Consider the following 19,908-nt stretch of genomic DNA (forward strand, 5'->3'; position numbering starts at 1 on the left):
ACCTGGAGGGCCGCAGGCCCGGAAGGCGCGTCATCCGGGGGGCCCTTTCTTTTGGTTACTTTTCTTTGGGCAAGCAAAGAAAAGTAACCGGGCCGCGGCAGCGGCACGGAAGCCCGCGGCAGGCGAGCCAGATCGCCCTATCGCAACAATCGAAGCGCACCGCTACTGGATCCCGGCCTGCGCCGGAATGACGAACAGAAACGTTCCCGCGAGCACCCGCCCCTCACCCCAACCCTCTCCCCGGAGGGGAGAGGGAGAGAGTCGCCGGCACGTCATCGCAACCCGCACAAACGCAACCCAAACAACAAAAAACGGGGCCCTCAAGGCCCCGTTCTCAAACGCTCAAAAGCAAAGGCGAAACCTCAGCTGCGCCGCTCACCCTGCGCCTGACGAATCTGCGCATCCACCGCCGCAATCGCCGTCATATTCACCACACGACGCGGCGTCGCCGCCGGCGTGAGGATATGCGCGGGCTTATTGATGCCCATCAGGATCGGGCCAATCGCCACGCCGTCCGTCATCACGCGCACCATGTTGTACGTGATGTTCGCAGCGTCCAGATTCGGCATCACGAACAGATTGGCGCGACCGCTCAGCGTGGTATTGGGGAACATGCGCAAACGCAGTGCCTCATCCCACGCGGTGTCGRCCTGCATCTCGCCGTCCATATCGAGCTTGTGCCCACGCTGCACCAGGATCTCGCGCACCTTGCGCATCTTGGCCGCGCTGGCGTTCTCGTGGCTGCCGAAATTCGAATGCGACAGCAGCGCGATCTTCGGCTCGATGCCGAACAACTTCAGGCGATAGCTGGCCTGCAGCGTCGCTTCGGCAATCTGCTCGGCGGTGGGATCGCACTGCACGTGGGTGTCGAGGAAGAACCAGGCACCCTGGTCGTTGATCACGCCCGTCATCGCCGAGGTGCACGACACGCCCGGATCGAGGCCGAACACGCTGCGCATATAGCCGAGCTTCTTGTGGAAGCGCCCGACCAGGCCGCAGATCATCGCGTCGGCTTCGCCGCGCTCGACCATGATCGAAGCGATCAGCGTGGGACGCGAGCGCAGCAGGTTCTTCGCCGCTGCCGGCGACACGCCGCGGCGCTCGGTGAGTGCGTGGTACTGCTGCCAGTACTCGTTGAAGCGCGGATCGTCGTCGATATTGGTGAGTTCGAAATCCACACCCTGGCGCATGCGCAGGCCCAGGCGCTCGATGCGTGTCTCGATCACGCTCGGGCGGCCGATCAGGATCGGGAACGCCAGGCGCTCGTCGATCACCGTCTGCACCGCGCGCAATACGGTCTCTTCCTCGCCCTCGGCGTAGACCACGCGCTTGAGATCAGCGCGCGCGCGCTCATACACGGGCTTCATCAGCAGGCCGGTGCGATAGATGAACTGGCCGAGCTTTTCCTTGTACGCCTCCATGTCCACGATCGGACGCGTGGCCACACCGGAATCCATCGCGRCCTGCGCCACGGCCGGCGCCAGCATCACCAGCAGGCGCGGATCGAACGGACGCGGAATCAGATAGTCGGGGCCGAACGTCGGCACGTCGCCGCCGTAAGCGCTGGCCAGGTCGCCGGCTTCCATGCGGGCCAGCTCGGCAATGGCGCGCACGCAGGCGGTCTTCATCGATTCGTTGATGACGGTGGCGCCCACGTCGAGCGCACCGCGGAAGATGTATGGGAAGCACAGCGCGTTGTTGACCTGGTTCGGATAGTCCGAACGGCCGGTCGCGATGATGCAATCCGGGCGCACCATCTTGGCGTCTTCTGGCGAAATCTCCGGATTGGGATTGGCCAGCGCTAGGATGATCGGCCGCGCATTCATCGTGGCGACCATTTCCGGACGCAGGATGCCACCGGCCGAGAGACCGAGGAACACGTCCGCGCCAACGACGATGTCCGCCAGCGTGCGCTTCTCGGTATCGCGCGCATAGCGCTGTTTGTCCGGGTCCATGTGGTCGCGGCCGGTATACAGCACGCCTTCGCGATCGAACGCGAGGATGTTCTCGGGCTTGAGGCCCAGCGCCACCAGCATGTCCAGGCAGGCGATGCCCGCGGCGCCCACACCGGTGGTGGCGAGCTTCACGTCCTGGATTTTCTTGCCGACTACTTCCAGTGCGTTGACGATGGCCGCGCCCACGATGATCGCGGTGCCGTGCTGGTCGTCGTGGAACACCGGGATCTTCATGCGCTCGCGCAACTTGCGCTCGACGATGAAGCACTCCGGCGCCTTGATGTCTTCCAGATTGATGCCACCGAAGGTGGGCTCGAGCGAGGCGATGATGTCGACCAGCTTGTCCGGGTCGCGCTCGTTGATCTCGATGTCGAACACGTCGATGCCGGCGAACTTCTGGAACAGCACGCCCTTGCCTTCCATCACCGGCTTGCCGGCGAGCGGACCGATGTCGCCCAGGCCCAGCACGGCGGTGCCGTTGGTGATCACGGCGACGAGGTTGCCGCGCGCGGTCATTTCGCTGGCGGCGTTGGGATCCTCGACGATGGCCTCGCAGGCATAAGCCACGCCGGGCGAGTAAGCGAGCGCGAGATCGCGCTGCGTGACCATCGGCTTGGTCGCGCTCACCTTGATCTTGCCGGGGCGCGGGAGGCGGTGGTACTCGAGAGCGGCGAGGCGCAGTTCTTCGGTAAGGGCCATGGGATAGGAATCGAGTGATGGGGAGTCGGGTGCCGCGAGGCGGCATCTTCGAATGGTATCACCGCCGGCCACCCTTCCCCGACGATGCGCTGCAGCATGGTGACGTTATGGTTCACACAACTGGTATGCAGACGACAACCTGCCTGTTGTGGGAGCGCACCCTGTGCGCGACAAGCCAACGGAGCGATACATCCACGCGTGGCATGTCGCGCACAGGGTGCGCTCCCACAGGAGGTCAGTTACAGACTCAGCGAAAGCGCCTCCGCCTGCACCTTGCCCATGTGTATGCGATTGACGAACAACGAGAATGCCAGCTTGCCCGCGAGTCCGTGCGCATGCTGCATCCAGGGCGGCAGCCAGCGCGGCGCGGCAATCACGCCCGATTCGAAATACGGTTGCAGGCTGATGACATCGTGCAAGGCCAGCTTGCCCGCAAAAAGATGCCGCAGCATATCCATGCGACGTTGCTTCAGTGCCCAGCGAAAGAACGTGTGCACGGTGAGCAGGCCGGACAGATAGACGTTGTCCTTGGCGAACGCCGCGCCGCCGGTGAGCGGCACGCCGCGGAACACGCGCTGGGCGGAGTGGAAACTGTCCGCCGGGTACTGTCCGCACTCGCAGAAGAAGCGGTAGACCTCGACGAAATCCGCACCGCTCAAGGCCATGTCGATGGCCAGGATGCGCAGGCTGATGCGTTTGAGGCGCGAGATATCGATGGCGCCGGACATCAGCTCGGCAAACACGGCCAGCCCTTCCTGCGTCGCCGTGACGCGCGGCGAGGTGCGCCCGAACGACGCCAGCAGCGGCTGCGCACGGCCATTGAGCGCGGTGAGCGAATGCACCAGCGCTTCATGCGCCAGCAATTGATGGCGGTCGTAGTCGGTAAAGCGCGTGCCGCCGCGAAGACGGATGCGGGTGGCGCCAGCCGCCGCTTTGGCAGTCAGTTCCGGGTCCACTTCCACGGAAATCAGCGGTGCGCCGAAGAATTCGTCCAGCGTCTTGCTCAGGTCCGCGCGCAGATCCTCGGCAGAGATGGCCACCAGCACGTCGTCGGCAATCAGATCCGAACCGAGCTCGTCGGCGAGCTCCACGAAATAACGCGCCGCATCCAGGTTGCTGCGATCGCTGCCGGAAATCAGGTCGCCGGGGCGGCCATACAAGACGATGGAGGGCGCGGTGACCTGGTCGGTGCCAACCGCCTCGAGCATTTCGGCGGCGATGCGCCACGACTCCGCCGTGCGGGACAGGTACTCGCCCAAGGGATCGTCATAGCCCGCTTCGCGCTCGATCGCGGCCAGTTCGGCGCGCTCGGCGGAGAGGTCGGGCACGGTGTATTGCACCTCGGGCAGGCTGTACTGGCCCCTGGCGTAGGCCCCGATCATGCGGTCTTCCAGCGAGGCGGGCCACGCCACCGTGGACAGGATGCGGATGCCCCTCACTGCCGCCAGCAGGCGCTGGTCGAGGTCGGCGTAACGTTGCAGGTCCGGCGGAAGCGCGGCGCCATGGCTATTCATGCCGGCCTCCGTTGACGCACGCTGTCGATGCGCTGGATCAGCTCGGCGGCGATCGGGCTGGGCTTGAATGCCGCGAGCAAACTCGTACGCCCGATCGGCATGAAGCTGATGTCCTTGCCAAGGACGGGCGACTCCTGGCGCAGTGACAAGGTGATGCGCGGTGGGCTGACCATCACGGTGGCATTGACGTTGGTGACGTTGGCCAGTGGAACACGCGATTGCTCGCCCCTGTTCCTGACCAGCAACTGGTCGCCTTCGAGCCACACTTCATCGACCAGGCCAAACAGCAGCCACTTGAACAGTGCGTAGCCGAACAAGGCCATGATCAGCGGGCCGGGCAATACCGCCAGCATCTTCATGTCGTGCGTGACCAAGGCGCTGCCAGCCCATACCACCGTCCACAGCGCCAGGAAACCAAACCAGAACGCGGGAAACACCCGCTTAAAGAAGAACGTCGAACGCGACGACAGCCGCTGCATGCCCGCTTCCCCAACCAAGACGGTCCGATAGTAGTCCACCCGCTGGGCGAGGACAGCGCCCCGCTCGACTATTCGCGGTCGCGCGTATGGCGGTTCGTATGCGGCCGCGTGGCCGGACGCCCACCACGCTGGCGGCGCAGCTTGGCTTCCAGGGTGGTCGCCTGCTCTTCGCGTTCGTCGCGCAATTTCAAATAGTTGCGCCAGCGCTCGGCCGACAGGTCGCCGCTGTCGAGCGCTGCCTGCACCGCGCAGCCGGGCTCGCTGCCGTGGCCGCAGTCGGCGAAGCGGCACTGCTCGGCGAGTTGCTCGATATCGGCGAACAGGTCCAGATTTTCTTCGCCGGTGAGCTTGAGCTCGCGCATGCCGGGCGTGTCGATCAGGCAGCCGCCGCTCGGCAGCTGCAACAGCGCTCGATAGGTGGTCGTGTGCCGGCCGCGGCTGTCATGGCCGCGCACTGCGCTGGTGGCCATGCGCTCGCTGCCGAGCAGCGTATTGGTGAGGGTGGACTTGCCGGCGCCGGACGAACCTACCAGCACCGCGCTGTCGCCGAGCTGCAGATACGGCAGCAGCAACGCGATGCTGGCCGGATCCTTGCCGTTGATGGCATGCACGGGTGTGCCCTGGGGCAGGCGTTCGCGCAAGGCGGCCAGCACCGCGGCGGCATCCTCGCGCGTGTCGAGCTTGCTCAGCAGCACGACCGGCTGTGCGCCCGAGCCTTCGGTAAGCGACAGATAGCGCTCGATGCGCGCCGGATTGAAGTCGCCATCCAGCCCGGTCAGCACCAGCACGTAGTCGATGTTGGTGGCGATGAGCTGGCGTTCGTAACGCTCGCCGGCGGCGGCGCGGGAAAGCACGGTACGGCGTGGCTGCACTTCCACGATGTGCGGCGGCTTGCCGGCTTCGATTTCCACGAAGTCGCCCACCGCGGGCCGATCGGACGGATCCAGGCTGCGCTTGAGGAAATGGCCGGCCGGCTGGGCACCAAACAGGTGCTCGCCGTCGTGCAATTCGTAGCCGGCGCGGTGCTGCGCCACTACGCGTGCCAACTGCCGGCCTTCGGCGGGCAGGGTGTCCCCACGCCAGCCGATCCGGCGCAGTCGCTCGATGGTTTCGGGGTGCGTCATGGGTGGCCATTATGCCCTGCTCCAGGGCCTGCCCGAAAAATGCCCGAAACTAAGCGATTTTTGGCTCCCCAACCGCGCCGGGACGCTGTTAGCATGCAATGGCGGTCAGATTCTTGCGCCGCAACAACACCAAGACGAAGGACGCTTGCGTTGGCCTCGATCAAACCCAGTGCGCACCTGGCGGACGTGCGCTATGAAATCCGTGGCGCGCTCACCCGGCGATCCCGTGAGCTGGAGGCGGCTGGCCTGCCGATCATCAAGCTCAATATCGGCAATCCCGGCCGCTACGGCTTCGAAACGCCGGCCCATCTGCGCGAAGCGATCGCCCGGCATCTGCACGACAGCGAAGCCTACGGACACGAGCAAGGCCTGGAAGAAGCCCGCGAGGCCATCGCCGCCCAGCAGCGCCATCGTGGCGCGCGTGGCGTCGAAGTGGAGCGCATCTTCGTCGGCAACGGCGTGAGCGAACTGATCGACCTGAGCCTGCGCGCCCTGCTGGCGCCGGGCGACGAAGTGCTGCTGCCCAGCCCGGATTACCCGCTGTGGAGCGCCGCCACCATCCTCAACGACGGCAAGCCGCGCTATTACCGCTGCCTGGCGGAGAACGGCCACCTGCCCGATCCGGCGGAAGTCGAAGCGCTGATTACCCCGCGCACCCGCGCCCTGGTGCTGATCAACCCGAACAATCCCACCGGCGCCGTGTATCCGCGCGAGCTGCTGGAGCGCATGGTCGACATTGCCGCCAGGCATCGCCTGCTGCTGCTCTGCGACGAGATCTACGACGAGATCCTGTACGACGGCACCGTCTTCCAGCCGCTGGCCGAAGTGGCCGGCGACGTGCCCTGTGTCAGCTTCGGCGGACTCAGCAAAGTGCACCGCGCCTGCGGTTACCGAGTGGGTTGGATGAGCCTGTCGGGCGATCCCGCCCGCACGGCGGACTATCGCGACGCCCTGCAACTGCTCGCGGCGCTGCGCCTGTGCGCCAACGTGACCGCGCAGTGGGCCGTGCGTCCCGCGCTGGAAACTGCGCCGACCATCAACGCGCTCACCGCGCCGGGCGGACGCCTGCACGAAGCGCGTCGCGCCGTACTGGAGGGCGTCGCCGCCAGCGAATTCCTCGACCTGGTGTCGCCGGCCGGTGCGTTGTACGCCTTCCCCCGCGTTCGCGCCGATCGCCTGGCCGACTTCGACGACAACGCGTTCGCGCTGCGCCTGCTGGAAGAAGAATCTGTGCTGGTGGTGCCGGGCAGCAGCTTCAACGTGCCGCACAGCCGCCACCTGCGCCTGACGCTGTTGCCGCAACCGGAGCAGTTGCGCGAGGTGTTCGTGCGCATGGAGCGCGTGCTGGCGGGTATGGCCGCCACGCAGAAGCCCCGCACGGCCGCGATCGCCTGACAACGCATGCGTTATCTCGCCCTGGGTGATTCCTATTCGGTCGGCGAAGGCGTGCCCGAAGCGGGCCGCTGGCCGGTACAGCTGGCCGTGCGTCTGCGTCGCGAAGGCGTGGCGCTGGACGATCCCACCATCGTTGCCACCACGGGCTGGACTACGGACGAGCTGTCGGTCGCGATGGATGCAACGAGTTTTACGCCGCCATATGAGCTGGTGAGTCTGCTGATAGGCGTGAACAACCAGTACCGCGGACGCAGTGCGGACGAGTATCGCGACGAATTCCGCCGACTGCTCGAGCGGGCGGTAGATCTTGCCGGCAGGCGCAGCGGGCGCGTGCTGGTGTTGTCGATCCCCGACTGGGGCGTCACGCCGTTCGCGCATGGCAGCGGCCGCGACGTGCTGCGCATTGCCAGCGAACTGGATGCCTATAACGCGATCGCCCGCGAGGAAAGCGAGCGCCGCGGTGCGCATTTCGTGGATATCACCGGCATCTCGCGCCAGCATCCCGCCTTGCTTGCTGACGACGGGCTGCATCCTTCCGCTGCGCAGTATGCGTTGTGGACCGAGGCGGCCGTGCCGGTGGCCGTGGCCATGCTTGCCGGCTAACGATCCCCTTGTAGGAGCGCACTTGTGCGCGACCGGTGACGCCATGTCACGGGGTTGTCGCGCCAATGCTGTTCGCTACGCCGGAGACCGAGGCCGGATTTGGCGTCGCGGTCGCGCACAAGTGCGCTCCTACAAGGGGATCGTTAGCCGGCAAGCATGGCCACGGCCACCGGCACGGCCGCCTCGGTCCACAACGCATACTGCGCAGCGGACGGATACATCCCGTCGTCAGCAAGCAAGGCGGGATGCTGGCGCGAGATGCCGGTGATATACACGAAATTCGCACCGCTGCAAGGCCAGTTATCTGCTCGATTTCCTGCGCAAACTGCGTTGCGAAAAGCTGTATCTGGTCGGCGACATCATCGACATGGAAGCGCTGGCACGCCGCACCTGGTGGCATGTCGACCACGGCGCGGTGATTGCCGAGGTGCTTGATCTCGCCCGGCGCGGTGTCGAGGTCGTCTATATCCCCGGCAATCATGACGCCCCGATGCGCGGCCTGGCCGGCCAACAGTTTGGCGGCGTGAAAATCGAGCTGGACGCGGTGCACGAAGGCGCCGATGGCCGCCGCTACCACGTCAGCCACGGCGACGAATTCGATCCGGAGCAAGTCGGGCGCACATGGATGGTGCACCTGGGGGAAGTGATGCATCGCTTCATCTGCTGGACCAATCGCCGGGTCCACGCGATGCGCCGCCGCCTGGAACTGCCCTATCTGCCGCTGTCGATCATCGTGAAATCGCACATCGGCAAGGCGCTGGCCTATATCCGCGCCTATGAGGAGCGCGTGGCCAACGATGCCCGCGAACGCGGCTTCGACGGCCATATCTGCGGCCACATCCATTTCGGCCACGTGCGCGAGATGGACGGCGTCCTTTATCTGAACGACGGCGACTGGGTGGAGCACTGCACGGTGCTGGTGGAAGATCACACCGGCGCGATGGAGTTGATCCATTGGAGCGAGCAGTACGCGCCGCTGGGTCGGGCCAGCCGCGAGCTGGTGCTGCCCTCGCCCGCTGCCGCCCTGGCGCTGGCGCCGCTGACGCGGGCAAAGCTGGATTTGACGGAGTTGCGGCCGGCGGCTTGAGACAGCCTCTCCAACCCGTCATACCAGCGAAAGCCGGAATGACGGTGCCCTTGAGGGTTGTCGCCAGCTTTGGATCGAGCCCCCTTGCATCCCCAAAATCCGCCGGCATATCCACAGGCGCTACAATTCGCCTTCTTTGCCGGAGCCACCGCCCCCATGTCCCTCGACAGCGCCACCCGCGAACGTATTGAATCCCTGCTGCAGAACCACCGCGTGGTGCTGTTCATGAAGGGCACCCGCCAGCAGCCGATGTGCGGTTTCTCCTCGGCAGCCACCAACACGCTCAACGAGCTGTTGCCGGACTACCACACGGTGAACGTGCTGGAAGACCCGGAAATCCGCGAAGGCATCAAGGCTTACGGCGACTGGCCGACGATTCCCCAGCTGTATGTGGGCGGCGAACTGGTCGGCGGCGCCGACATCATTCGCCAGATGTACGCCAGCGGCGAGCTGCACCAGCTCTTCGGCGCGACCGCCCCGGATCGCACGCCGCCTGAGATCACAATTACCGACAAGGCCGCGGAAGCCATCCGTCAGGGCACGGCCAATGCCCAGGGCCTGGCCCTGCATCTGGAGATCGGTCCGGACCATAGCGCCGGCTTCCAGCTRGCGCCGGGCGGCGAGCATGACATCGTGGTGTCCTCCAACGGCATCGAAGTGCACTTTGACCCGGGCAGCGCCCAGCGCGCCAAGGGCATCGTGATCGACTGGGTGTCCACCGTGCAGGGCGAAGGCCTGAGCCTGAAGTTCCCGGGCGCGCAGGAGATCGGCACGCTCACCGTGCAGCAGCTCAAGGAGCGCCTGGCCGCCGGCGACATCACCCTGGTGGACGTGCGTCCGGCCCACGGTCGCGCAGCCGCCGCACCGCTGCCGCAGGCCCGCATCCTGGAAGAGGAAGGCTACGACGCCCTGGCCAACCTGCCCAAGGACGCCCCGATCGCCTTCATCTGCCACCACGGCGTGTCCAGCCGCGGCGTGGCCGAGCGCTTTGCCGCGCACGGCTTCAGCAAGGTCTATAACGTCGAAGGCGGCATGGATGCGTGGGCGCAGCAGATCGATCCCACGGTGCCGCGCTACTGAGCAGTTAGCCCCGGACCTCGCGGTTCACCAAAAGCGCCTGCCCCCGGCAGGCGCTTTTTTGTTTGTTCGGCCCTCAGCCAGTCGAAGCCTTCAACGACGGCGAACTGAAAGGCGTGCCTGTTAGCATATTGCGACCATCTCACTTTCGTGCCCTATGCGCATTCTGCTCGTCGAAGATGATTCCCTCGTATCCGACGCCATTTCCCGTGGCCTGATCGGATCCGGTTATGTAGTCGACGCAGTGGGCGACGCCGAATCGGTGACGTCCCGCCTGGCCGATACCCATTACGACCTGGCCATCGTGGACCTGGGCCTGCCGGGCGAAGACGGCCTGTCGCTGGTGCGCCGCCTGCGTCGCGGCGGCAGCTCGCTGCCGTTGTTGATCGTCACCGCCCGCGATGGCCTGGACGACCGCATCAATGCGCTGGACCTGGGCGCGGACGACTACCTGGTCAAGCCGTTTGCCCTGCCCGAACTGGCCGCCCGTTGCCGCGCCCTGATCCGCCGCGCCACCGCCGCTGCCGCCAACGAGATCGTGATCGGCGGCCTGCGCATCGACCTGGCCGGTCGCCGGGCGCTCAACGAAAAGGGTGAAGCGCTCGAACTCACCCGCCGCGAGTGGTCGATCCTGGAATGCCTGGCCCATCACAGCGGCCGCGTGGTGAGCAAGGAGCGGCTGACCCAGGCCATCACCGGCTGGAGCGAAGACATCTCCGGCAACGCCATCGAGGTTCATGTGTCGCGTCTGCGCAGCAAGCTGGGCAGCGCCGCCACGGTGCGCGGTATTCGCGGCCTGGGCTACCGGCTCGAAGACGCCTGAGCCGCGCCAAAGTTCTGATCCAGCCGCTGCGGGTGGCATGATGCCGGGCAGGTGTGCGGGGTAAGGAAGTGCATCGCCTGGATCAGGCCACTTCCACGACCCCTGCRCTTTCTCGATATCACCCGCGGGGCCGGTTCGGTGACACCCAATTTCAAGCAATCAGAGCAGGCCAGCCGCCCGACCAGCGTGCACCGGCGACTGCTGAGTTATCTGCTCGCGCCGCTGCTGTTGCTGCTGGTCGCGGGTGTGGCGGTTGATCACCATGTGATCGTCAGCCCGATCCACAACGCCTTCGATCATTCGCTGTCGCGCTCGGCGCTGGCCATCGTTGCGCGCATTCATCCGGGTGCCGGCGGCAAGCTCGACGTGGCACTGCCTTCGCATCCGCCGCCGCCGCTGCGCGCGATGCCCGATGAGCACTTCTTCTATCGCGTCAGCCTGCCCGACGGCACTACCATCGCCGGTTCGCCGGAATTGCCGGTGGCACCGGACAGCCAGTCGGAAGACGGTTTCAGCTACACCAACATCACCTTCCGCGCCGAAGACTTTCGGCTGGCCAGCTACCGCACCAGCGAAACCGGCGAGCCGCTGGTGGTCACCGTGGCCGAAACGCCCGCACGTCGCGACCGCGCCGTGCATCGCCTGGACGTGGCCTTCCTGATCAACGACACCTTGCAGATGGCGGCGGTGCTGATCATCGCCCTGGTCGGCATCCGCATTGCCCTGCGGCCGCTGCAGCGGCTGAGCCGGCAGATTGCCGGGCGCCCGGCGGTGGCCTTGAACCAGTTGCCGACCGACGGTGTGCCCACTGAAGTGTTGCCGCTGGTCGTGTCGCTGAACTCCCTGCTCGGGCGCGTACGCGACTCGGTGCTTTCGCAGCAGCATTTCCTTGCGAATGCCGCGCACCAGCTGCGCACACCGCTGACCGGACTGAAGGCCCAGCTCGAAGTGCTGACCCGCGAAACGGCCGACACGCCGCTGCAGGAACGCATCAAGCTGCTGCAGGGTGGCGTGGATCGCCTTGCCCACACGGCCAACCAGCTGCTGACCTTGGCGCGTGCCGAACCATCGGCGCATCGCGCCAGTCATTTCACTGCGGTCGACTTGCCGCGGCTGATCGGCGAAGTGATCGACAGCTCGCTGGACCGCGCCCTGGCCCGCGGCATCGACCTGGGCGCCGACAGCCGCCCGGTGCAGGTCACCGGCGTGTACTGGCTGCTGCATGAGGTACTCAACAACCTGATCGACAATGCCATCCGCCACACACCGGTCGGCGGCAACATCACCATCCGCTGCGGCGTGGAGCATGGCCGTCCGTTCCTGGAAGTGGACGACAGCGGCGTCGGCATTGCCCCCGAGGAGCGGCAGAAGGTCCGCGAGCGCTTCTACCGCAGCGCGGGCAGCAGCGCCGATGGCTGCGGCCTGGGCCTGGCCATCGTGGACGAAGTGTCACGTGTGCATGGCGCCCAATTGAGTATCCTCGATGGGTCTTCCGGGCGGGGGGCACGGATGCGMATCGACTTCCCTGCCGTCGCTTAAGGACGCGCTGATCCTGGTCAGGGCGCCCTAATTTCAAAAGTTCGGATAATCGGCACTTTGAATTAGGATGCGTCACCCCCAGAGTGGTGGCACCCTCGCAAGGAGTTCCCCGTGTCCATACCCAGTGCCGTCAAGAGCACGCCCATCGGCAGCCGCCAGCAACTCACCGACTACCTGGCTGCGGGTGAAAAACCGCGTGATGCCTGGCGCATCGGTACGGAGCACGAGAAATTCGGCTTCCTCACCGACACCCTGCGCCCGCCCACCTTCGACGGTGACCGCGGCATCCGCGTCCTGCTGGAAACCCTGGCCACGCGCTACGGCTGGGACGTGGCGCGCGAAGGCGACAACCCGGTGGCGCTGTCGCGCGACAAGGCGTCGATCACGCTGGAGCCGGCCGGTCAGCTGGAGCTTTCCGGCGCGCCGCTGGAGACCATCCACGACACCTGCAGCGAGGTCAATTCGCACCTCAAGGAAGTCCGTTCGATCGCCGAGGACCTGGGCATCGGCTTCCTCGGCATGGGCTTCCAGCCCAAGTGGCGCCGCGACGAAATGCCGTGGATGCCCAAGGGCCGCTACAAGATCATGCGCGAGTACATGCCCAAGGTCGGCAACCTCGGCCTGGACATGATGACGCGCACCTGCACCGTGCAGGTGAACCTGGACTTTGCCAGCGAAGCGGACATGGTGCGCAAGTTCCGCACCAGCCTGGCGCTGCAGCCGATTGCCACCGCGCTGTTCGCCGATTCGCCGTTCACCGAGGGACGTCCAAACGGCTACCTCTCCTACCGTTCGCACGTGTGGGAAGACACCGATCCCCATCGCACCGGCATGCTCGACTTCGTCTTCCAGGACGGCTTCGGCTACGAGCGCTACGTCGACTACATGCTCGATGTGCCGATGTACTTCAGCTACCAGAACGGCCAGTACATCGACCTGTCCGGCCAGGACTTCAAGCGCTTCATGGCCGGTGAACTGCCGGCAGTGCCGGGCGTGCACGCCACCATGAAGGACTGGGCCGATCACCTCACCACCGCGTTCCCGGAAGTGCGCCTGAAGCAGTACCTGGAAATGCGCGGCGCCGATGGTGGCCCGTGGAACCGCCTGTGCGCCCTGCCCGCGCTGTGGGTTGGCCTGCTTTACGACGATGAAGCCCTCGATGCCGCCTGGGACCTGGTCAAGGACTTCAGCCGCGAGGAACGCCACGCGCTGCGTGACGGCGTACCGCGCCAGGCTTTGAAGCTGCCCTTCCGTTCGCACAGCGTGCGCGAGCTGGCCGCTGAAACGCTGAAGATCGCCTCGCATGGCCTCAAGCGTCGTGCGCGCCTCAACAAGAGCGGTGCGGACGAAAGCATCTTCCTGGAGCCGATGATCGAGATCGTCGAAGCGAACCAGACGCCGGCCGAGCGCAAGCTCGAACTGTTCAACGGCCCATGGAACGGCAGCGTCGATCCGGTGTTCCGCGAATTCGCTTATTGAGCGTAGCGCACGGCAAAACCACAAGAGCCCCGCCATCGTGCGGGGCTCTTTGCATCGGCATGAGCGTCAGGGCGATCCCGCCATTTGGGCGTCGTCGCTCTTGAGCGGTGTTGAACGACCCGTACGTGTACTTCCCACCGCCAGCCGCAGACCATCGTGGCGGCATACATCCAGATTCCGATAAAGCAGGCTGCGGTCGCCACGGAAGGTCACGCGCACATCGCGATGGCATGTGCCGGGCGGTACATCGACCAGGATGGACGCCTGACCACCAGGCAGCGGTTGCGCCAGCGTGATGTTCTGGAAGTCGGCGCTCCCACTGGGCGCGATGGCCAGCGCAGTCACGCCATCGAAGGTGGCGTTGACGACGCGCAGCGGACGCCGCGACTCAGCTTGTGTACCCGCAGGCGTTGCACACGCGGCCAAGCTGACGAGCATGGCGCCGACTAACAACAAGGGTGCGACAAGACGGGGGACATGCATGGCTGCTACTCCGGCAGGAATGGGCGTTCGCCATCCACTTTCCCGTGGCGAACGACCGCATCGGACGCCTTTGCGGCCGTTTCGTGGAAGCGATCCGGGACGAATCGTCGTTACGCGATGACGAATCGTAGTGATTGCCCGCCGTGCTTCTCTCCATGGAATCAGACGCCTAAGATGGTTCCACGATCCATTCGGATACACGGCGATGAAGGTGCGGCTCGGCAACGCGACCATTGGCCTTTGGCACTATCTCGGCCTCTGGACGGCCGTGGCTGCCGTGTTCGGCGCGCAGGAACTGCTGCGCGACATCGTGGACGATCATCACATTTGGTCGCTGTGGGATTACACCCGCTGGGGCATGGTGCAGTGGTATACGTGGGCCGCGCTGGCGCCCTGGGTGTTCCGCCTGGCCGAGCGCTACCCGATTCGTGCGCCGCTGCGCCTGCGCGGCCTGGGCAAGCAGGCGCCGTTGAGCATGGGCGTGACCATGCTGGCGATGGTGATCGGCGCCCTGGTCTCGACCCTGTTCGAACCCAGCGGCTTCACGCAACAGCTGTGGTATTTCGTAGGCCAGCACTTCGCCACCGGGCTGCTCACTTATTGGGCGCTGTTCGCGATCCAGCAGGCGATGGCTTTCCACGCCGAGAAATCCCGTCGCGAACTTGAAGCGAGCAAGCTCACCGCGGAACTGGCGCAGTCGCGCCTGCGTGCACTCAAGTCGCAATTGCAGCCGCATTTCCTGTTCAACACGCTGCATGCCATCGCCACCCTGCTCGATGAGGATGCGCTGTCGGCCGAAGACATGCTGCTGCGCCTGAGCGATCTGCTGCGCGCTTTTCTGGAAGACTACGACGGCCAGGAGATCAGCCTGCGACGCGAACTGGTCCTGCTTGATCTTTACCTTGGCATCCAGCGGACGCGCTTCAAGGACAGGCTCACCACGCAGATCTATGTGAGCCCGGACACGCTGCAATGCGCGGTGCCCAGCCTGATCCTGCAGCCCATCGTGGAGAACGCGATCCGCCATGGCATCGGCGAGCGCATCGGGGTGGACTGCGTCGAGATCGAAGCCCGCCGCGATGGCGACAGCTTGTGCATCGATGTGCGCAACCGCAACAGCACGCTGGAGACAGGCGCCTCGCCCAGGTCGGGGCATGGCATTGGTTTGTCCAATACCGCGCTGCGCCTGCGCGAGCTTTATGGCGACGACGCACATGTGCGTCTGGAAATGATCTGGCCGCAAGGGGTGATCTGCCGCCTTCGCCTGCCATTTCGCGAGATCGAGGAACCGGACGAGTCGCCCGAAGTGGTGACCGCATGAGCATCGCCACGCTGGTGGTGGACGACGAACCGATCGCGCGGCGCGCCATCGTGCGCCTGTTGAAGGATGATCCCGACATCATCTTGCTGGCCGAATGCGGCGACGGCGAGTCGGCGGTGCAAGCCATTCGCCAGCATGCGCCCGACCTGGTGTTCCTCGATATGCAGATGCCGGCCCTCGCCGGGCTGGACGTGGTTGCGGCCATCGGCGTTGCGCAGATGCCGGCTACCGTGTTCGTGACGGCATACGAGCAGTACGCCGTGCGCGCATTCGAAGCCAACGCCGTCGACTACCTGGTGAAGCCCTTCAGCCGCGAGCGATTCGCCCAGACCCTGCTACGCGTCAAGCAACGTCTGGCCACTCGCGGCACGCAGGGTGAACCCTCGCTCGAGCGGATCATGCAGGCGCTCGACACGCTCAAGCAGCGCGATAGTTACCTGCAACGACTGCCTGTGCGCATCGACGAGCAGATCCGCTTCGTCGACGTGGACGACATCGTGTGGATCAAGGCCAGCGGCAACACCGTTTTGTTGCATCTCGCCGACGGCGTCCACGAAATGCGCGAAACGATGACGGCACTCGCGGCACGCCTCGATCCACGCCATTTCGCGCGCGTGCATCGCTCGGCCATCATCAACACGCGGCGCGTGCAGGCGATCCATCCGTGGTTCAACGGTCACCATGTCGTCACCATGGATACCGGCCAGAAGCTGCGCATGAGCCGCTACCAGCACGAAGCCTTTTTGCGGCTGGTATCGACGCGGGACGTCCGTCAGAGCGACTAAACCGTTTCAGTGGTGGGCATGGTCGTCGCTGTCGAAGCTGRCGTGGCCACCCATACCACCCATGCCTGCACCCATCCCGCCACTGGCGCCCTTAGCGCCGCCCTCGCCTTTGGCCTCGCCCTTGCCGCGTGTCCCGGATACGCGCGTCGGCCCCTGCTTCGGAATGACCAGATTGGCCGGCACCGCTTCGAGATCCAGCACCTTGCGGATGAAATCGCGCAGGGACACGACCAGTTCGGCGGTGTGCGTGGGGCGCCCCTCTGACAGCTCCGTGGCGGCACGCGCGGCCAGTGCCACCTGCTGCTCCGTGCCCAGCAAGATGATGTCGGACAAGGCCGCCTCCACCGCATCGCGCATGCGCCGCGAACGATCGGAACGCTGCACGGCAGTGCCGGGGGACTCGCCTTCCGCCAACACTCCGGCCTGGCGCAGGTCGCGCAGATGCGTGGGGTCCACCGAGAGATCGCCAGTGAACGAGCCGCCCAGCGTCTTGTACGCCGCGATCAACGTGCGCAACCGTTCGTTGATCTGGCGATTCTCGCGCTCGCGCCGCTTCTGCACGGTATGCATGGCCAGCAGCCGCACGCCGACCATGATCAGCGTGATCAACGCCAGCCCGACCACGGTCGACAACACGGCATGCCAGGAACTGAAATCCAGGTTACGCATGGGCCCGCTCCGCTAGTGCTCGCCGATGATCTCGATTCACGGAAGGCTTATGACGGCCCGGGCGTGACAGCAGCGTCTGCCTTCGGTCATGCGGCCCGCGGTCTCGTCAGCTGCCGGTGGCGCCGTGATGCGGCGGATCGTAGAAAACGGTCACGAAATAGAACGCATGCCCCTGGACATCGCTCCGGAAGAAATTGGCATACACAAACTTGTCTGCGGGCTGCACGACCGGTGCCATCTGCGATTTGCCGGTAGCTTCGGCATTGGCGCCAGCTGCCGCCGCCAACGCTTCTACCGGCAACCCAGCCGCCGGTGTCGTGGTCTTGAGCCAGGGCAGCTCCATGGCTCCGAACTCGGCCTTCATTTGCTGGTAAGTCCTCAGCCACACTTGTGCAGCCGCCTTCGCGTCCTGACCCTCGTAAAGATAGATCCCGATCCGGGCCAGGCGCCCGTTACGGAAGAAGAACTGCACGTTCTCCTTGTGCCCCTGATACACGCCGGCGAACGTCTCAAGGTCGCCGTTGCGAAAAGACTTATAGGGACCGAAATCGGCAAATGCCGTCACCTGATCGGGCGTCATCTGGAATTGCCACGGCGGCAAGCCGTCGAACGAGGCCGCTTTGGCTACTGACGTGGTCGCCAACAGGACCAGAAGAGCCACACCCCATCCTTGCATCCGCTGTCTCATGCCATCCCCTTGTCCGTGATCGACGAAGTACCTGCCGGGTGACAAGACATTGCCGGACAGTTGCTCTTGTGACAATGCTTGACGAGCACCAAGGCGTCCCGCCCGCATGACTTCAAGCACGTCCTTTGGCCAGATCGTGAGCGCAAGAATGACGTGGCGACGGAAGTGCGTCAGTAGCTCGTTCCATTCCTGACAGAAGGATCGGTGAAATGAAGCGTGTAGTCGGCGTGCTGTGCGCGGCCTGTTGCGTCACCGGCCTGGTGGCCAAAGCTTCTGCGCAAACCACCGTTCTTGACGTACCGCAGGTGTTCGCACCTGGCGTCGTATCAGGTCCTGCCAACGAAGATTCCGCTGCCTTCACGCCCGACGGCAACACGGTCTTCTTTGATCGCATCCATTGGCCCAATGCAGCCATCATGGTGTCGCATCGTGTCAACGGGATCTGGAGTGCTCCGACGGTGGCGCCGTTCTCGGGGCAGTGGCTGGATCACGATCCGGCGATGTCGCCGGATGGGACGTTCCTGATCTTCTCCTCGAACCGCCCTGATGCGGAAGATGGCAAGCCGCTCGATGCGGTGATGGCCAATGGCAAGGTGCAGCCGGGTTCCGGCGGACATCTGTGGCGCGTCGAGCGCAAGGGCAACGCGTGGGGAGCACCGGTGCGCCTGCCGGATGCGGTGAACAGCAGTTCACGCACCTATGCGCCCAGCGTGGTGGCCGATGGCAGCGTGTATTTCCAGCGTCCCGCAGAGGATGGCGATTTCCGCCTGTTCCGTTCGCAATACCGCAACGGTACCTACATGCCCCCAGTGCCGGTGATGCTGGGCGAAGCATCGGCGCACAAGCTCGATCCTGCCGTCGCGCCCGATGAATCGTTCATCGTGTTCGACGCGAACTTCACCGGCAAGGACGATCCGGATCGCCTCTACATCGCGTTCCGCGAAGGCGACGGCTGGGGCAAGCCGACCGACCTGGGCAAGGACATCAACGTAAAGAGCCCGTGGGGCTCGCACCTTGGCCCCGACCATCGCACGCTCTACTTCAGCAGCACGCGTTCGATCCCCGTGCACTATCCGCGCACGCCGCAGCAGGCGCAGGACGACATCGCCCGCATGCAATGGGACAACGGCAACGACAACATCTGGTCCGTGTCGCTGGCACCGTGGCTGGATGCGCATCACGCAAGCGGTGGTTGATCGCGCGTACTGATCTCACGGAGAAGTGGAAAGACCGCCACGATTCACCGCCTCTGAATTCGCCGCACAAAAAAAGGGCCGGCATAACCGGCCCTTTCTCGATTCACCACGAAGAAGGTGTTACTTCTTCTGCGGCGCTTCCTTCAGACCACGGTTGAGCAGCATCGGCTCGATGCTCGGGTCCTTGCCGCGCCAGTTCTTGTAGAGCGTGGCCAGATCCTGCGTGTTGCCCTGCGAGAGGATCATCGCGCGGAAGCGATCACCGTTCTCGCGGGTCATGCCGCCCTTGTCGACAAAGCCCTGGAAGGCGTCGTCGGCCAGCATTTCGGTCCACAGGTAGGCGTAGTAACCGGCGGCGTAGCCGTTGCCCCAGATGTGCTGGAAGTAGCTGGAGCGGTAGCGCGGCGGCACGTAGCTCAGGTTGATCTTGGCCTTGGTGAGCRCATCCATCTCGAACTTGTCCGGATCCTGCTTGGGCGCATCGGCGCTCAGGCTGTGCCAGCTCATGTCGAGCAGCGCGGCGCCGACCAGTTCGGTCATGTCGTAGCCCTTGTTGAAGGTCTTGGCCTTCTTGAGCTTCTCGACCAGTTCCTGCGGCATCGGCTCCTTGGTCTGATAGTTCTTCGCGTAGTTGGCGAAGATCTTCGGATCGGTGGCCCAGTGCTCGTTGAACTGCGACGGGAATTCCACGAAGTCGCGCGCGGTGTTGGCGCCCGACAGGCTCGGGTACTGCGTATTGGCAAAGATGCCATGCAGGCCGTGGCCGAACTCGTGGAACATSGTGATCACGTCGTCAAACGACAGCAGGGCCGGCTGGCCCGGTGCCGGCTTGGTGAAGTTGGCGACGTTGAAGATCACCGGCTTGGTGCCCAGCAGCTTGGACTGGTCGACCAGGTTGCTCATCCAGGCGCCGCCGTTCTTGTTGTCGCGCTTGTAGTAGTCGCAATAGAACAGCGCCATCGAGGTGCCGTCCTTGTCGAACACTTCGAACA

At 64.9% G+C, this 19,908-nt stretch carries 19 protein-coding genes; 10 read left to right on the forward strand and 9 right to left on the reverse strand.

Annotated elements, in window-relative coordinates:
* Positions 1-362 precede the first annotated feature (362 nt).
* From AC1DMG_RS14895 to rsgA, 4 genes are all read right to left on the reverse strand, one after another.
* A complete protein-coding gene (locus tag AC1DMG_RS14895; protein WP_477180699.1) occupies positions 363-2,654 on the reverse strand; it encodes an NADP-dependent malic enzyme in 2,292 nt (763 codons plus the stop codon).
* 239 nt (positions 2,655-2,893) lie between these two features.
* Positions 2,894-4,168, reverse strand: coding sequence for a flavohemoglobin expression-modulating QEGLA motif protein (locus tag AC1DMG_RS14900; RefSeq protein ID WP_441605239.1), 1,275 nt, complete (start codon positions 4,166-4,168; stop codon positions 2,894-2,896).
* Complete coding sequence (locus tag AC1DMG_RS14905; protein ID WP_441605238.1) at positions 4,165-4,647, reverse strand: hypothetical protein; 483 nt, start codon at positions 4,645-4,647, stop codon at positions 4,165-4,167. Before AC1DMG_RS14905 ends, AC1DMG_RS14900 begins: the two co-directional genes overlap by 4 nt.
* Positions 4,648-4,715: 68 nt before the next feature.
* Positions 4,716-5,771 (reverse strand): ribosome small subunit-dependent GTPase A, encoded by a 1,056-nt coding sequence (rsgA, locus tag AC1DMG_RS14910; protein WP_441605237.1) that lies wholly within the window; start codon positions 5,769-5,771, stop codon positions 4,716-4,718.
* 150 nt (positions 5,772-5,921) lie between these two features.
* Here rsgA and AC1DMG_RS14915 point away from each other — a divergent pair, with 150 nt between their 5' ends.
* Together AC1DMG_RS14915 and AC1DMG_RS14920 are read left to right on the forward strand one after the other, a co-directional pair.
* Positions 5,922-7,166, forward strand: coding sequence for an aminotransferase class I/II-fold pyridoxal phosphate-dependent enzyme (locus tag AC1DMG_RS14915; protein WP_441605236.1), 1,245 nt, complete (start codon positions 5,922-5,924; stop codon positions 7,164-7,166).
* Positions 7,167-7,172: 6 nt separating this feature from the next.
* Positions 7,173-7,769 (forward strand): SGNH/GDSL hydrolase family protein, encoded by a 597-nt coding sequence (locus AC1DMG_RS14920; RefSeq protein WP_441605235.1) that lies wholly within the window; start codon positions 7,173-7,175, stop codon positions 7,767-7,769.
* A gap of 143 nt (positions 7,770-7,912) precedes the next feature.
* Here AC1DMG_RS14920 and AC1DMG_RS14925 read toward each other — a convergent pair whose 3' ends face one another.
* On the reverse strand, positions 7,913-8,044 hold the full coding sequence (locus AC1DMG_RS14925; RefSeq protein WP_477180700.1) for a hypothetical protein: 132 nt from the start codon (positions 8,042-8,044) through the stop codon (positions 7,913-7,915).
* A 29-nt stretch (positions 8,045-8,073) separates the two neighbouring features.
* On the opposite strand from AC1DMG_RS14925, the gene AC1DMG_RS14930 reads away from it, so the two are divergent.
* From AC1DMG_RS14930 to AC1DMG_RS14950, 5 genes are all read left to right on the forward strand, one after another.
* On the forward strand, positions 8,074-8,856 hold the full coding sequence (locus tag AC1DMG_RS14930) for a UDP-2,3-diacylglucosamine diphosphatase (protein WP_477180703.1): 783 nt from the start codon (positions 8,074-8,076) through the stop codon (positions 8,854-8,856).
* 156 nt (positions 8,857-9,012) lie between these two features.
* Complete coding sequence (grxD, locus tag AC1DMG_RS14935) at positions 9,013-9,936, forward strand: Grx4 family monothiol glutaredoxin (protein WP_441605233.1); 924 nt, start codon at positions 9,013-9,015, stop codon at positions 9,934-9,936.
* A 154-nt stretch (positions 9,937-10,090) separates the two neighbouring features.
* Positions 10,091-10,756, forward strand: coding sequence for a response regulator (locus AC1DMG_RS14940; RefSeq protein ID WP_441605232.1), 666 nt, complete (start codon positions 10,091-10,093; stop codon positions 10,754-10,756).
* A gap of 138 nt (positions 10,757-10,894) precedes the next feature.
* Entirely contained in the window at positions 10,895-12,295 is a 1,401-nt protein-coding gene (locus AC1DMG_RS14945) for a sensor histidine kinase (RefSeq protein WP_441605231.1), read from the forward strand.
* Positions 12,296-12,406: 111 nt separating this feature from the next.
* Complete coding sequence (locus AC1DMG_RS14950; RefSeq protein WP_441605230.1) at positions 12,407-13,774, forward strand: glutamate--cysteine ligase; 1,368 nt, start codon at positions 12,407-12,409, stop codon at positions 13,772-13,774.
* A gap of 66 nt (positions 13,775-13,840) precedes the next feature.
* Here AC1DMG_RS14950 and AC1DMG_RS14955 read toward each other — a convergent pair whose 3' ends face one another.
* On the reverse strand, positions 13,841-14,257 hold the full coding sequence (locus AC1DMG_RS14955; protein WP_441605229.1) for a hypothetical protein: 417 nt from the start codon (positions 14,255-14,257) through the stop codon (positions 13,841-13,843).
* Positions 14,258-14,462: 205 nt separating this feature from the next.
* Here AC1DMG_RS14955 and AC1DMG_RS14960 point away from each other — a divergent pair, with 205 nt between their 5' ends.
* Both AC1DMG_RS14960 and AC1DMG_RS14965 read left to right on the forward strand, forming a co-directional pair.
* Positions 14,463-15,578: a sensor histidine kinase gene (locus tag AC1DMG_RS14960; protein WP_441605228.1), complete on the forward strand. Its 1,116-nt coding sequence runs from the start codon at positions 14,463-14,465 to the stop codon at positions 15,576-15,578.
* The gene (locus tag AC1DMG_RS14965) at positions 15,575-16,363 is read left to right on the forward strand and encodes a LytR/AlgR family response regulator transcription factor (RefSeq protein WP_441605227.1); all 789 of its coding nucleotides are present in this window, start codon (positions 15,575-15,577) and stop codon (positions 16,361-16,363) included. Before AC1DMG_RS14960 ends, AC1DMG_RS14965 begins: the two co-directional genes overlap by 4 nt.
* Positions 16,364-16,369: 6 nt before the next feature.
* Here the strand turns inward: AC1DMG_RS14965 and AC1DMG_RS14970 are convergent, their stop codons facing one another.
* Together AC1DMG_RS14970 and AC1DMG_RS14975 are read right to left on the reverse strand one after the other, a co-directional pair.
* On the reverse strand, positions 16,370-17,032 hold the full coding sequence (locus AC1DMG_RS14970; RefSeq protein ID WP_477180701.1) for a hypothetical protein: 663 nt from the start codon (positions 17,030-17,032) through the stop codon (positions 16,370-16,372).
* Between the two features lie 106 nt (positions 17,033-17,138).
* Positions 17,139-17,693, reverse strand: coding sequence for a hypothetical protein (locus AC1DMG_RS14975; RefSeq protein ID WP_441605225.1), 555 nt, complete (start codon positions 17,691-17,693; stop codon positions 17,139-17,141).
* 236 nt (positions 17,694-17,929) lie between these two features.
* Between AC1DMG_RS14975 and AC1DMG_RS14980 the strand changes: the two genes are divergently transcribed.
* Positions 17,930-18,916: a TolB family protein gene (locus AC1DMG_RS14980; protein ID WP_441605224.1), complete on the forward strand. Its 987-nt coding sequence runs from the start codon at positions 17,930-17,932 to the stop codon at positions 18,914-18,916.
* A gap of 120 nt (positions 18,917-19,036) precedes the next feature.
* Here AC1DMG_RS14980 and AC1DMG_RS14985 read toward each other — a convergent pair.
* On the reverse strand, positions 19,037-19,908 hold an 872-nt coding region (locus AC1DMG_RS14985; protein ID WP_477180702.1), incomplete at its 5' end, for a M3 family metallopeptidase.

The organism is Dyella sp. 01N36 (assembly GCF_056399745.1).

Excerpts from the sequence above, each read along its gene's own strand:
- AC1DMG_RS14900 (WP_441605239.1), bottom strand. The coding sequence starts at position 4,168 with ATGAATAGCCATGGCGCCGCGCTTCCGCCGGACCTGCAACGTTACGCC.
- AC1DMG_RS14905 (WP_441605238.1), bottom strand. The coding sequence starts at position 4,647 with ATGCAGCGGCTGTCGTCGCGTTCGACGTTCTTCTTTAAGCGGGTGTTT.
- rsgA (WP_441605237.1), bottom strand. The coding sequence starts at position 5,771 with ATGACGCACCCCGAAACCATCGAGCGACTGCGCCGGATCGGCTGGCGT.
- AC1DMG_RS14920 (WP_441605235.1), top strand. The coding sequence starts at position 7,173 with ATGCGTTATCTCGCCCTGGGTGATTCCTATTCGGTCGGCGAAGGCGTG.
- AC1DMG_RS14940 (WP_441605232.1), top strand. The coding sequence starts at position 10,091 with ATGCGCATTCTGCTCGTCGAAGATGATTCCCTCGTATCCGACGCCATT.
- AC1DMG_RS14955 (WP_441605229.1), bottom strand. The coding sequence starts at position 14,257 with ATGCATGTCCCCCGTCTTGTCGCACCCTTGTTGTTAGTCGGCGCCATG.
- AC1DMG_RS14960 (WP_441605228.1), top strand. The coding sequence starts at position 14,463 with ATGAAGGTGCGGCTCGGCAACGCGACCATTGGCCTTTGGCACTATCTC.
- AC1DMG_RS14965 (WP_441605227.1), top strand. The coding sequence starts at position 15,575 with ATGAGCATCGCCACGCTGGTGGTGGACGACGAACCGATCGCGCGGCGC.
- AC1DMG_RS14980 (WP_441605224.1), top strand. The coding sequence starts at position 17,930 with ATGAAGCGTGTAGTCGGCGTGCTGTGCGCGGCCTGTTGCGTCACCGGC.